General features: G+C 51.2%; 14 protein-coding genes and 1 pseudogene. 14 read left to right on the top strand and 1 reads right to left on the bottom strand.

Annotation, left to right across the window (positions count from 1 at the left end; translation table 11 throughout):
• Nucleotides 1-474: 474 nt before the first annotated feature.
• A complete protein-coding gene (locus E0L20_RS16725) occupies nucleotides 475-1,101 on the bottom strand; it encodes a LexA family protein (protein ID WP_131634931.1) in 627 nt (208 codons plus the stop codon).
• Between the two features lie 99 nt (nucleotides 1,102-1,200).
• Between E0L20_RS16725 and E0L20_RS16730 the strand changes: the two genes are divergently transcribed.
• From E0L20_RS16730 to E0L20_RS16795, 14 genes and pseudogenes are all read left to right on the top strand, one after another.
• On the top strand, nucleotides 1,201-1,416 hold the full coding sequence (locus tag E0L20_RS16730) for a Cro/CI family transcriptional regulator (RefSeq protein ID WP_001515606.1): 216 nt from the start codon (nucleotides 1,201-1,203) through the stop codon (nucleotides 1,414-1,416).
• Nucleotides 1,417-1,438: 22 nt separating this feature from the next.
• Entirely contained in the window at nucleotides 1,439-1,987 is a 549-nt protein-coding gene (locus E0L20_RS16735) for a YmfL family putative regulatory protein (protein ID WP_131634932.1), read from the top strand.
• A 172-nt stretch (nucleotides 1,988-2,159) separates the two neighbouring features.
• Nucleotides 2,160-2,339 carry a DUF4222 domain-containing protein gene (locus tag E0L20_RS16740; RefSeq protein WP_131634933.1) on the top strand — a complete coding sequence of 60 codons (180 nt, stop codon included), beginning with the start codon at nucleotides 2,160-2,162 and terminating at the stop codon, nucleotides 2,337-2,339.
• Nucleotides 2,329-3,192, top strand: coding sequence for a conserved phage C-terminal domain-containing protein (locus E0L20_RS16745; protein WP_023294082.1), 864 nt, complete (start codon nucleotides 2,329-2,331; stop codon nucleotides 3,190-3,192). Before E0L20_RS16740 ends, E0L20_RS16745 begins: the two co-directional genes overlap by 11 nt.
• Nucleotides 3,189-4,088 carry a phage N-6-adenine-methyltransferase gene (locus E0L20_RS16750; RefSeq protein WP_427854512.1) on the top strand — a complete coding sequence of 300 codons (900 nt, stop codon included), beginning with the start codon at nucleotides 3,189-3,191 and terminating at the stop codon, nucleotides 4,086-4,088. Before E0L20_RS16745 ends, E0L20_RS16750 begins: the two co-directional genes overlap by 4 nt.
• Nucleotides 4,081-6,018 (top strand): annotated as a pseudogene (locus tag E0L20_RS16755) (DNA cytosine methyltransferase). Before E0L20_RS16750 ends, E0L20_RS16755 begins: the two are co-directional and overlap by 8 nt.
• A 14-nt stretch (nucleotides 6,019-6,032) precedes the next feature.
• A complete protein-coding gene (locus tag E0L20_RS16760) occupies nucleotides 6,033-6,725 on the top strand; it encodes a phage antirepressor KilAC domain-containing protein (RefSeq protein WP_131634934.1) in 693 nt (230 codons plus the stop codon).
• Entirely contained in the window at nucleotides 6,722-7,783 is a 1,062-nt protein-coding gene (locus E0L20_RS16765) for a DUF968 domain-containing protein (RefSeq protein ID WP_131634935.1), read from the top strand. Before E0L20_RS16760 ends, E0L20_RS16765 begins: the two co-directional genes overlap by 4 nt.
• 21 nt (nucleotides 7,784-7,804) lie before the next feature.
• Nucleotides 7,805-8,497, top strand: coding sequence for a bacteriophage antitermination protein Q (locus E0L20_RS16770; protein WP_131634936.1), 693 nt, complete (start codon nucleotides 7,805-7,807; stop codon nucleotides 8,495-8,497).
• A 151-nt stretch (nucleotides 8,498-8,648) separates the two neighbouring features.
• Complete coding sequence (locus tag E0L20_RS16775) at nucleotides 8,649-9,314, top strand: hypothetical protein (protein WP_131634937.1); 666 nt, start codon at nucleotides 8,649-8,651, stop codon at nucleotides 9,312-9,314.
• Nucleotides 9,315-9,479: 165 nt separating this feature from the next.
• Nucleotides 9,480-10,532 (top strand): DNA-methyltransferase, encoded by a 1,053-nt coding sequence (locus tag E0L20_RS16780; RefSeq protein WP_131634938.1) that lies wholly within the window; start codon nucleotides 9,480-9,482, stop codon nucleotides 10,530-10,532.
• 70 nt (nucleotides 10,533-10,602) lie between these two features.
• Nucleotides 10,603-10,818 carry a class II holin family protein gene (locus E0L20_RS16785; protein ID WP_000286102.1) on the top strand — a complete coding sequence of 72 codons (216 nt, stop codon included), beginning with the start codon at nucleotides 10,603-10,605 and terminating at the stop codon, nucleotides 10,816-10,818.
• Nucleotides 10,818-11,354 (top strand): lysozyme, encoded by a 537-nt coding sequence (locus tag E0L20_RS16790; RefSeq protein WP_131634939.1) that lies wholly within the window; start codon nucleotides 10,818-10,820, stop codon nucleotides 11,352-11,354. Before E0L20_RS16785 ends, E0L20_RS16790 begins: the two co-directional genes overlap by 1 nt.
• On the top strand, nucleotides 11,351-11,869 hold the full coding sequence (locus E0L20_RS16795) for a hypothetical protein (RefSeq protein WP_131634940.1): 519 nt from the start codon (nucleotides 11,351-11,353) through the stop codon (nucleotides 11,867-11,869). The genes E0L20_RS16790 and E0L20_RS16795 overlap by 4 nt, the downstream gene beginning before the upstream one ends.
• The last annotated feature ends 390 nt before the right edge of the window (nucleotides 11,870-12,259 follow it).

Below are 12,259 nucleotides of genomic sequence, written 5' to 3' on the forward strand. Positions count from 1 at the left end.
TGTAAAAAAGGTGCCCACCGATGTGATGGGCAAAGACTACACACAGCAATGAATTTGTTGTGGCGGTGGTGCCTCCACCTGCCGGACCGGCCAGAACCGGCGACGCTACACCTCAAGAAACGTATTCATTTCAAAAGTTGAAATAAAAACTTGTTGGCCTCGTCACGTGCGCAGAGCCGCATTACCACAACGGTGAGAGCACTGTTTACCTGCTTTACCGAGTCGCGTCTCACGCAGTCCGATAATCAGCAATGCTCTCGCCTGTTGTGCCCTTAAAAAGCTGGCTGTCACCCTCAAGGGGAAAGTGAGCAGCCAGAACAGGGATCACTTCTTATTGCTTTGGCCTGCTTTTAACCACATCAGGCGCGGTGGTTTGGTGTCGACAGAAAAAAATCTAACTTAACTTAGTTTGTTGGTCAAGTGAAAACATCAAACTAAACTTAGCTTGATGCTTAGGGGAAGAGCGGGAAGGGATTAGAGTTCGTACTGAACGCCTTTAATTACGCCAATAATGAGGCAATTACCATTGATCGGGATGTTGGGGTAGCGAGGATTTAGTGGGACTAAAAATTTTTGAGGGCCATCAATGACCAGTTTTTTAACAGTCGCCTCGTTAGTGCCATCAATACGCGCAACAACAATCTTGCCATGAAGGGGTTCGGCATCTGGATCAACAATAACGGTAGCCCCTTCAGGGATTGTTGGGAGGCCATTTGGATTGGTCATTGAATCCCCTTTGACCTCTAAAGCGAACGAGCTGTCCCCAATGCGTAGTGATGTTTCAACCCATTTATCGACATCACTGAATAAATCAGCGGCCTTACATTCCGTAAACTGCCCAGCTTGAACCCAGGAAATCACGGGCACACGCCTCATTTTAGTTATGAGGGTACCTTCAAATTCAGTGCCGTAAAGAATGTAATCTATTGATGTATTGAAGAATTTAGCCAGCTTAACCAGCGATTCTCCGTTTGGGATATTCACATCCTTTTCCCAATAACCCACCGCTACGTCACTAACCCCGCAGAACTTACCCAGTTCTTTTTGAGAGGTTTTTGTAACCCTGCGTAGGGCTTTAATGCGCTGACCAACCGTTTCCATGAAAGCACCAAATTTAAAAAAGACTAAGTAATCTTAGTTTTTATTGACCAAAGTTAGATTGGTTATTAATATCTAACCAAACTTAGCTAAGGGGGCTTCATGACAACCGACGAGATTGAACAACATTTCGGCAGCACTGAGAAAGTTGCCGAATTTTTTGGCATCACCAGTGAGGCTGTTTACCAGTGGCGTAATCGCCCCGGACGCTTAATCCCTAAAGGACGAGCTGCTGAAGCTGCGTATCGAACTGCTGGTGAACTGGAATTCAACCCAGAACGTTATGGCAAGAATACATCGCCTAACGATCAGAAATAACCACAGAAGGGAGGACCTAGCCGTGGGTATAGAACCTGAATGGAAAGTAGATAAGCAGCCAGCTTGGCTGGTGGCCGCTATCAAAAAAACGATAACCGAGCTTCCGGGCGGATATTCCGAGGCAGCTGAATGGTTGGGTGTGACCGAGAACGCGCTGTTTAACCGGCTGCGTACCGATGGTGATCAGATCTTCCCGCTCGGTTGGGCGATGGTGCTTCAGCGTGCTGGTGGATCAAACCACATAGCGAACGCTACTGCACGTCACTCGAACGGTGTTTTTGTGCCATTGGCTGATGTTGAAGAGATTGAGAACGGCGATATCAACCAGCGTCTCATGGAGTCAGTTGAGTGGATCGGAAGGCATTCGCAATACGTTCGTAAAGCTACCGCTGACGGCGTTATTGATGCTCAGGAACGCGCCCAGATCGAAGAGAACAGCTATCAGGTGATGGCTAAGTGGCAGGAACATTTGACGCTGCTTTTCCGTGTGTTTTGCGCGCCGGAAAAGAATGACGCCCGCGAGTGTGCAGCTCCGGGCGTCGTGGCAGACAAATCTTGTATGGAGAAGTAATCCGCATGACCAGTTTAACGGCTTTTAACCGTTTACCGCAACTCAGGATGATCCCGGTACCGGGCTCACCGTTGTTTCGGTATGAACGCAGAATAGCAAACCGCTGGGTGCCATGTAACCACAGTCGGGCAGTCGCAATTGTGGGGGTTTACTACAGGAAGGCGAAACGCTTATGCGCGAAGTTAACCGAAAGTTCAAAGACCACAGAGGGATCCCCGTTCGGGTTATCCGGTGGGAGCCAGAGACTCAACGAGTTATCTACCTGCGGGATGGTTATGACCACGAATGTTTCAGCCCGCTCGAACAATTCAAGCGCAAGTTTACCGAGTTAAAGGACGACCATGAGCACTAAATTAACGGGTTACGTTTGGGATGCTTGTGCCGCTTCTGGCATGAAGCTATCCAGCGTTGCCATCATGGCGCGTCTGGCAGACTTCAGCAGTGATGAAGGGGTTAGCTGGCCTTCCATCGCTACCATCGCGCGCCAGATTGGTGCTGGTGAGAGCACGGTTCGCACAGCCATATCTCAGCTGGAAAAAGACGGTTGGTTAACCCGCCAGCAGCGCCGTAAAGGCAACCGCAATGCATCGAACGTTTACCAGCTCAATGTTGCGAAATTACAGGCTGCTGCCTTTTCTCACCTGTCAGATTCTGACGCATCAAAATCTGATGCCTCAAAAACCGACGCGTCAAAATCTGAGGCATCAAAAAACGATGAAAAAGGCGGTTTTCACCCGTCAGAATCTGGGGGGGATCCGTCAGTAAATACAACTACTGATCCATCAGATAAAAAACATTCTTGTCCGGTTGCTGCGCAACCCGACCCTGTGGTGGTTATCACCGATCAGGCGAAGCAGGTTTTATCACATCTGAACAAAACCACCGGATCACGGTATCAGGTCTGCAAATCATCCTTGGAAAACATCCGGGCTCGCCTGGCTGACGGGTTTACGCCCGATGAGCTGCTGTTGGTGGTGGATTACAGCGTCGAGAAGTGGGGCGAGGATCTGAAAATGGCCGAATATCTGCGCCCAACAACGCTGTTTCTGCCAACAAAATTCCCAGGCTACCTGCAATCCGCAAATAAGTGGAACGCAGCAGGACGTCCAGAACGACAGTATTGGGGCTCAATCCGTAAGCATGATCCGATGAAATTTGGTGGACCAGATAAAGCCATTCCAGCTGGCTTCAGGGGAGCGAAATGATGAGCATGAATGCTGATAACAAATATTGCCGCGCGCTGGCTGAACTGCGCTCAAAGCCAGCGCATGAATTGAAAGAGGTTGGCGATCAGTGGCGCACTCCAGATTTGTTGTTTTGGGGCATCAATTCGATATTTGGGCCGATGGTTCTGGATCTGTTTGCAGACGATAGCAATGCTAAATGCCCTGCATGGTATACCGCCGAAGATAACGCGCTGACGCAGGACTGGTCAGAGCGTCTGGCAGAACTCGGTGGCGCCGCGTTTGCAAATCCGCCATATAGCCGTTCTCAGTACCATGAAAAGCAGGCCATCACTGGCATGACCCACATCATGAATCACACAATGGCGATGCGTGATAAAGGTGGTCGTTACATATACCTCGTGAAGTCAGCCACGAGTGAAACATGGTGGCCGGAAGATGCCGATCACATCATGTTTATTCGTGGTCGTATTGGGTTCGATCTTCCTGTTTGGTTTGTTCCTGCTGACGAGAAGCAGCAACCCACCAGCGCATTTTTTGCCGGGGCAATCGCTGTCTTCGACAAAACCTGGCGTGGTGAAAGCTTCAGCTATATCAATCGCACCGAACTGGAAGAAAAAGGGCGTGCAGCATTGTCATTAGCTCAATTCGCCGCGGCAAAAATGGCCCTTCCGTCGGTGTCGGAAAAAGCAATGCCTACTCCCATTGCAACGGCAGATGTAGAGTCGCGCATCTGGCCTCTGGAGGTTGGTCTGGTATTCAATCAGGTCGAGGGGGCGGATTCTCTGGGGGTGAACCAACAGAACAAGTTGAAGGCCAACATCAACCAACTCTGGCTGGAGCGTGTACCTACCAGCGAAATAATTAGCGTGGCCGGTGGTCTGGTTAGCAGTATGCAGGGGGCCGTCAATGCGTGAAATTATCGTTGATAACTTTGCTGGTGGTGGCGGCGCGAGTACCGGCATTGAACTGGCGATCGGGCGTAGCGTGGATATCGCTATCAACCACGACGAAAACGCTATTGCGATGCATAAGACGAATCACCCGGACACGCTGCATTATTGCAAGTCGGTGTTTGACGTTGACCCAAGCGCAGCCACCAGCGGTAAACCTGTCGGTCTGGCCTGGTTTAGCCCTGATTGCCGCCACTTTTCCAAAGCGAAGGGCGCTAAGCCGGTTAAGAAAGAGATTCGCGGGCTGGCGTGGATTGTCCTGCGCTGGGCGCTGGCAGTACGTCCCCGCGTCATGATGCTGGAGAACGTCGAAGAATTTAAGACATGGGGCCCGCTGCTGGATGAAGAATTACGCCCGGATCCTGAGCGTGCTGGCGAAACATTCGAGGCATTTGTCGGCATGCTGTCGACTGGTATCGCGGCGAATCACCCAGCATTGGCTGAGGTTTGCGAATTTCTTGCCATTGAGCCGCACGGCCAGCAGGCGCAACAGCTGATCGCCGGGCTTGGCTATGAGGTCGATTATCGTGAGCTGCGCGCTTGTGACTACGGCGCGCCGACGATCAGAAAGCGTTTCTTCATGGTCATGCGCTGTGACGGCCGCAAGATTCATTGGCCTGAAGCGACTCATGGGGATCCAAAATCACTGGAAGTACAAAGCGGCAAGCTGGCGCCATGGCGTACCGCGGCGGAGTGCATTGACTGGAACATCCCGGCCCGTTCCATCTTCGACCGCAAAAAGCCGCTGGCGGAAAATACGCTCAAACGTATCGCGCGCGGCATCCAGCGCTTTGTTATCGAAAGCGCATCACCTTTCATCGTGAAGTGTAACCACACCACGACGAAAGGTGGTTATGACTGTTTCCGCGGGCAATCGTTGTTAGAGCCATTGCAGACCATCACTAAAAAGCATGGCTATGCGCTGGCGGTACCGCACCTGACTAAATTCCGCACCGGAGCCACCGGGCAGCCTGTGACCGAGCCGGTACCAACTGTCACCGCTGGTACGTCGGCGCGCCCGGGCGGGAATGGGCATGCGCTTGGCGTAGTTGAGGCTGCCCTGACACCGTTCCTGGCTGGCAATGGCGGCAGTGAGTACCAGGCTAAGCCGCGCCCGCTGGATAAACCCGCTCATACAATCCTCAAGCAGTCCCGCGCGTGCGTGGTTGCGCCGGTCATCGCCCGCCAGTTTGGTGCCAGTGTTGGGCACAGGGCTGACGAACCGAGCGCGACAATTACTGCAGGTGGTGGCGGTAAGTCGCAGCTGGTAACCCCAACACTGATCCAGATGGGGTACGGCGAACGCCCAGGGTAAGAACCGCGTGTTCTTCAACTGAATAACCCGCTCGGCACGGTCACTGCTGGTGGTAATAAGTTTGTAACGGTGAGCGCGTTCCTGGCGAAGCACTATGGTGGGAATTACACGGGGCCGGGTGTTGGTATGGATGAGCCTGCCCACTCAGTCACTACTGTTGATCATCACGCGGTAGTTGCGTCTCACCTGGTGAAGCTTCGCGGAACCTGCCGCGACGGTCAGACCATGGATACACCTATGCCGACGATTACCGCTGGTGGCCAGCACGTTGGCGAGGTCCGGACATTCCTCGAAACCTACTGCGGTGATAGCGAGGATGAATGGCTGGTGACGATCGAGGGGGTTAAGTACCAGATCGTCGATATCGGAATGCGCATGCTGCAACCGCATGAGCTTTATAAGGCGCAGGGCTTCCCTGACGGCTACGTTATCGATCAGGACTATCGCGGCAATCGTTACGCCAAAGACAAGCAGGTAGCGCGCTGTGGTAACGCAGTACCGCCGCCGTTCGCTCGTGCGCTGGTAGAAGCAAATCTTCCTGAATTATGTGCAAATCAAAAGGCGGGTGCAGCCGCCTGATATGGAGAAATAGCATGAATCAGTTAACCGCAAAGGGTGTTGTGACAATGTCCAGCCGTGAAATTGCCAGGCTGGTGCAGAGCAAACATGGTGATGTGAAGCGCTCAGCTGAGCGCCTTGCATCTGCTGGTATTTTAACCGCGCCGTTGGCGCACACCCCCTACACACACCCGCAAAACGGGCAAACCTACGAGGAGTATTGGTTCAACAAACGTGATTCTCTGGTGATCGTCGCCAGGATGTCGCCAGAATTTACCGCCGCTGTTGTCGATCGCTGGCAAGAGCTGGAGAACAGTCAGGCCGTAAGTGTCCCGCAAACATTGCCGGAGGCATTACGTCTCGCCGCGGATCTGGCCGAGCAGAAAGAACAACTGGCCCAGCAGTTAGCCGCTGCCGCGCCGAAAGTTGAGTTTGTCGATCGGTATTGTACTGCTAAAGGCTCAATGTCTTTCCGCCAGGTGGCAAAGCTGTTGCAGGCCAAAGAGACCGATTTCCGCTTGTTCCTCATTGAGAGCGGCATTTTGTACCGGCTCAGTGGAGTGCTGACACCGCGGCACCAGCACATTGCTGCCGGGCGGTTTGAAGTGAAAACTGGCACCACGAGTGAAACAAACTACGCCTTTAGCCAGGCACGTTTTACACCCAAAGGCATCGAGTGGATCGGCGGCCTGTGGACGGCACACATCGCTAAGGGGCATGCCGCGTGAGAGGACTGTTTACAGCCGAGACTGTTCCGCGCCTGGGGCTTGTGGTGTTAAAGCCGGGCAGCGAACTGATGTCTCTGTTTCAACAGGGGCGTGTGCTGGTGGAGCCTCAGCCAAAAAGCATGGCTGGGCTTCCGTCGGGCCTCGTCCCTGATGCCAGGCAGCCGCTGGCAGAAGATAAGTCCCTCGAGGAATTCTTCACCGACGAGAGAGTAATCCGTGCAGCAGGCGGTTTGACCGCGTTGGAATCCTGGTTAGAGCGTAACGTGAAGGAATGCCAGTACCCGCACACTGATTATCACCATCATGAGCTGGTAACGATGCGACATCCCCCCGGATCAATGTTGCTCTGTTGGCATTGCGATAACCAGCTGCGCGAGCAAACCACCGCAGCGCTGGCAGAACTGGCCCGGCGTAATCTCATTAACTGGCTGATCAGTTCCATCCTGTCTTCGCTGGGCTACAACAAAGAGCGTGAACTATCCCTCGGTGAATTGTGCTGGTGGGCCGTTTACTCAGGCATTGCTGACGCAATCACGGAAAGGATGGCCCAGCGTGCGCTTCGCTTACCGGACGGGCCGTTTTTATCCGTATATCGAGAAAGTGACATTGTGCCGATGCCCCCCGCAAAAAGCTTTTTGCAGAAGAAGGTCACCCCTGCGGTCACGGCTGCGAAATTAAAGCATGGAGCAAATCAGGAAGTGGTCTATGACCAGCCAAAGGTTCTGGCTCTGCATGCGGATCCTGAATCCCCTGAATCATTCATGTTGCGCCCAAAACACCGCAGGTGGGTGAATGAGGACTATACCCGGTGGGTTAAAACCCAGCCCTGTGAAGGTTGCCGGCGGCCAGCGGATGATCCACACCATGTCATTGGTCACGGCATGGGCGGTACCGCCACTAAAGCACACGATTTGTTCGCGATCCCTCTGTGCAGAGAGTGTCACGACAAATTACATGCTGATGTTGCAGCGTTCGAGAAAAAACACGGTACCCAGCTGGAGCTGCTATTCCGGTTTATGAATCGAGCGCTGGCGATCGGCGTAATAACAAAAGCGTAATCGTATGGAGCGCTGAGCATAATGAATTTACAAGAACTGGAATTTACGCGGATTGAACTGCGCCGCGCGCTGGCGGATTTATCAGGATCGACAAAAGGACAGCTGCAGGCGTTCAGTGAGCATCCACCAGCAGATAAGAACAAATACCCCCGGCGCCATCCTGAAATCGTGATGGAGGGTGGGGAAGGTTGTGGATCCAAGGTTGTGAAAACGATGGCCACTCCACTTTATGTTCTTGAGACAAGGAGCCGTCGCCGACCTTTACCGCCTATTAAGGATGCGGAGTTCGCTTGTTCAGCATGGCGTCGTTCGGTCAATGGTCTGGGGGAGCATTTGCAGGCATGGGTGCGGTACTGCTATGGGCATGACCTTGCTTTCCGGTACCAGAGGTTAATGTGCCAGCACGTATGGGAAGAGTTCCAGCGTCAGCATAGCGGCAAAAAAATCCAGGACCGTGTCACTAAAAAACTGGTTGGGCTTGTCTGGCTGGCGGCGCAAGAAGTTGCTGCCTCGCGTAATAACGATACCTATCAGGAGTATGCTGGTGCAGCTCTGGCGCGCATGGTCAGCGTTGAGCGTTCCACCTGGCTCAGGGTGTATTCAAGACACTGGGCGGCTTTCAAAGCGTCGTTTACTGAGATGGACAGCCAGGCACTAAGCGAAATTTTGTCACGGTACGAAGAGTACCAAGAACTGAAAGTGGCGGAAATGTGAGGTAACTTTCACTAACTCCCTCAATTGGGCTTGCAAAATGCAACAAAATGAGCCATATTTGAAGCTAATTTGATATTTTGTCATAGTTACATCCAACCTCGCTCAGGCGGGGTTTTTTGTTATGATGTATTTCTTTTTAATGGAAATCATCATGGACTTATTGAGCCTTCTAGAGGTGTTGAAGCCTCTCGATCACGTAGTTACAGTTAAAGTGAGTAATGATGTCGGATTGTGGGACTCACTCAGTAAATTTGCGATTGCAATAATTCCAGCATTAATTTCTTTCCTTGCACTACTTTTTTCATATTTTCAGTTTAAACGTAATGTTAGATATCAAAGCGAGCAATTTTCTTTAGGCATTGAGCAGCAGTTAATGGCTTTAAAGTTAAACACCAGACTTGCTACTGAAATAGAACTAAAAAAAGATGTATGCAAAGAAGTTAGAACGGCTTTTGTGGGCTTTATGAAATATCATGTAGAGGTATATCAGAGTAAAGTCAGCTTCCAGAGACTTATCGATAAAATTGATGATGAAAGCATTAAGCAAAAAATAGAGTTAAATAATATTATTATTAGTAAAACTCATTTAATGATAGAAAGCAAAATGCTTCTTGATTCCTATTTAGACTTGAATGACCAAGAAGATAAAGAATTTTTTGATCAACTTAATGAAACTACAGATATTGCAATTAAAGGGGGAGACGGTTCTGGTTATGATTTAGGATATTCGCAAGGGAAATGTAGTCGACAATGTTTCAAATACATTGAAAGAAGACGTAAAGAAATCACCAGCCTGGTAGATACTATCGGAAACTGATTACGCGCTCCTATAATGGAGTACCCCATTGTGGAAATGGGCGGCTGGTGGGTGTTGTCGCACCCAACCAGCCATCAGCTCATGCTTACAGGTCACAAGCTAATCAAGGCCCACTGCTTTAGCGCAAAAGCATAGTGAGCCTATCAGAGTTACGCTTACGGATCTATGAAAAATACTGTAAATATAAACAGTGTTGAGCTTATCAACGCTGACTGCCTGCAATACCTCGCAACCCTCCCAGATAACACCATTGACCTTATTGTTACGGATCCGCCTTATTTTAAGGTGAAGCCGAACGGCTGGGATAATCAGTGGAACGGTGACGCCGACTATCTTCGCTGGCTTGATATGTGTCTTGCCCAGTTCTGGCGAGTGCTTAAGCCTGCCGGCAGCCTGTATTTGTTTTCAGGTCACCGACTTGCATCTGATATTGAGATCATGATGCGTGAACGCTTCAACGTCATGAACCACATTATCTGGGCGAAGCCATCAGGGCGCTGGAACGGGTGTAATAAAGAAAGCCTGCGCTCTTACTTCCCCGCGACGGAACGCATCCTTTTCGCTGAACATTATCAGGGGCCATATAAGCCGAAAAGCGACGGGTTTGCTGAGAAAAGCAACGAGGTCAAACAGCACGTCATGGCTCCGTTAATCACCTACTTTCGGGATGCACGAGCCGAACTGGGGGTCACGTCCAGGCAAATAGCTGACGCCACCGGAAAGAAAAATATGGCGTCTCACTGGTTCGGTGCCAGTCAGTGGCAACTACCGAACGAGCAGGATTACGAAAAGCTGCAGGAATTGTTCACTCAGATCGCCATTGAGAAGCACCGCGCCTCTGAACTCAAAGCACCGCATCACCAGCTGGTGGCCACATGGCATTCGTTGAACCGGAAATACCTTGATCTGCTTGAAGAGTACAAATCTCTTCGGCGGCATTTCTCTGTGACAGTAGCCGTGCCCTATACAGACGTCTGGACACATAAACCCGTCCAGTTCTATCCAGGCAAACACCCGTGCGAAAAGCCCGCTGAGATGTTGCGGCAAATCATCAACGCCAGCAGCAGGCCCGGCGATGTGGTAGCTGATTTCTTTATGGGCTCGGGATCAACTGTTAAAGCAGCCATTGAGCTGGGCCGCCGGGCTATCGGCGTAGAACTGGAAGAGGAACGTTTCAACCAGACGGTAAGTGAGGTAAGGCAGCTGGCAGGGGAATAAATGCTTGGGTCGCTATCGCGGCCCTTTTTATTACCTCAACTGGACACCCGCAACGTAGCGAGGTGAGAGCATGTATCGAATGGAAAAAATCACGACGGGTATTGCATACGGCGCATCGGGAGGGGGGACCGGATACTGGTTGCTTCAGCTCCTCGATAAAGTCTCCCCATCTCAATGGGCGGCCATTGGTGTGCTCGGTAGCCTCATGTTTGGTTTGCTGACGTGGTTAACGAGTCTGTACTTCCAAATCAAAGCGGATCGCCGCAAAGCTGCGCGGGGTGAATGATGTCGAACAAAGCAAAGCTTAGCGCAGCAGTGCTGGCACTAATCGCGTCAGGGGCATCTGCTCCACTCATTTTCGACCAATTCATCAGCGAGAAAGAAGGCAATGCGCTGGTGGCCGTTGTTGATCCGGGTGGGGTCTGGTCATTATGTCACGGCGTGACCGTTATCGATGGCAGGCCTGTTGTTAAAGGCATGACGGCCACTGAGGAACAATGCCAGAAGGTTAACGCTATTGAACGCGATAAGGCATTAGCCTGGGTTGATCGCAATATCAAAGTGCCTCTGACAGAGCCACAGAAGGTGGGTATTGCATCCTTCTGCCCGTATAACATCGGCCCCGGTAAATGCTTCCCATCGACCTTCTATAAGCGCATCAACGCAGGTGACCGCATCGGTGCATGCGAGGCAATCCGCTGGTGGATTAAGGACGGTGGACGAGATTGCCGTCTGACTAAAGGCCAGAAGCATGGCTGTTATGGGCAGGTCGAGCGGCGCGATCAGGAAAGTGCACTGACGTGTTGGGGGCTGTACCAATGAAAATTAATCCGGGTCTTATCGGCGTTGTCGTTATTGCTGGCCTTTCGGTCGCTCTCGTTAAGAGCTGCTCAGACGCCAGTAGCCTTCAGAGCGATAACGATGTTCTGCGAAGTGACAACTCTTTGCAGGGGCTGGTGATCGCCTCACAAGCACTCAACTTCAATCGATTCAATCAGATTGCAGAACATGCCAACAGGCTTAACTCCCTGATCGACACCAGCACCGAAGAAACCGTAATCGAATACCGGGAGATTCTCCGCCGTGAAAAAACCTGTGATCTGCCTGTTCCTGCTGACATTGCTGGTGGGCTGCTCGAATACGCGTACCGTTTACGTTCCAGCGCAATGCACGCCGATACCGACGGACCTGACGCAGCCGATGATAGTGCCCCTGCCGCCAGCTCAATGACGTACTGCCAGGCTGTTTTGTGGATAAAGCCGCTGCTGGCGGTGATTGAGAAGGGCAACAATAATTTCGCAGGCATTAGGCAGATAGAGCTGGAAAGGAAAAACTAGGGATGGCTCGTCCTTGAGCACACGGGTATTTCTGAACGACAGCTTTACCTGACATAGCAAAGCGCCTTTAAATTCTAGAAAAGACTCAATATTTAACAAGCGAAGTGCATCAACCCCCAAAAAAAAAGCCCTCACAAGGAGGGCTAGAGGAGTCTCAGTTTCACATGCTCTTTTTATCGATGTTTCCCTGGAGTTGGCATTCTCCTCATCAGAGTCATGAATAGCCTGGCCGCAACCAAGAGATCAACAAGCGCAAGCGGTTGAAATAGGAATAGCCTCAGGCTGTTGATGAAAATTATTTTCTCGAATAGTAGATTGTTATTGGTATATCCCCATAAAAAATAACCAAAATATTATACGCGGTTAATTGTGTTTTCGAACTGATGATTA

Source organism: Enterobacter wuhouensis (assembly GCF_004331265.1).
Classification (GTDB): domain Bacteria; phylum Pseudomonadota; class Gammaproteobacteria; order Enterobacterales; family Enterobacteriaceae; genus Enterobacter; species Enterobacter wuhouensis.

Excerpts from the sequence above, each read along its gene's own strand:
- E0L20_RS16785 (WP_000286102.1), top strand. The coding sequence starts at position 10,603 with ATGTATCGAATGGAAAAAATCACGACGGGTATTGCATACGGCGCATCG.
- E0L20_RS16795 (WP_131634940.1), top strand. The coding sequence starts at position 11,351 with ATGAAAATTAATCCGGGTCTTATCGGCGTTGTCGTTATTGCTGGCCTT.
- E0L20_RS16780 (WP_131634938.1), top strand. The coding sequence starts at position 9,480 with ATGAAAAATACTGTAAATATAAACAGTGTTGAGCTTATCAACGCTGAC.
- E0L20_RS16725 (WP_131634931.1), bottom strand. The coding sequence starts at position 1,101 with ATGGAAACGGTTGGTCAGCGCATTAAAGCCCTACGCAGGGTTACAAAA.
- E0L20_RS16750 (WP_427854512.1), top strand. The coding sequence starts at position 3,189 with ATGATGAGCATGAATGCTGATAACAAATATTGCCGCGCGCTGGCTGAA.
- E0L20_RS16770 (WP_131634936.1), top strand. The coding sequence starts at position 7,805 with ATGAATTTACAAGAACTGGAATTTACGCGGATTGAACTGCGCCGCGCG.
- E0L20_RS16790 (WP_131634939.1), top strand. The coding sequence starts at position 10,818 with ATGTCGAACAAAGCAAAGCTTAGCGCAGCAGTGCTGGCACTAATCGCG.
- E0L20_RS16730 (WP_001515606.1), top strand. The coding sequence starts at position 1,201 with ATGACAACCGACGAGATTGAACAACATTTCGGCAGCACTGAGAAAGTT.
- E0L20_RS16740 (WP_131634933.1), top strand. The coding sequence starts at position 2,160 with ATGCGCGAAGTTAACCGAAAGTTCAAAGACCACAGAGGGATCCCCGTT.
- E0L20_RS16745 (WP_023294082.1), top strand. The coding sequence starts at position 2,329 with ATGAGCACTAAATTAACGGGTTACGTTTGGGATGCTTGTGCCGCTTCT.
- E0L20_RS16760 (WP_131634934.1), top strand. The coding sequence starts at position 6,033 with ATGAATCAGTTAACCGCAAAGGGTGTTGTGACAATGTCCAGCCGTGAA.
- E0L20_RS16775 (WP_131634937.1), top strand. The coding sequence starts at position 8,649 with ATGGACTTATTGAGCCTTCTAGAGGTGTTGAAGCCTCTCGATCACGTA.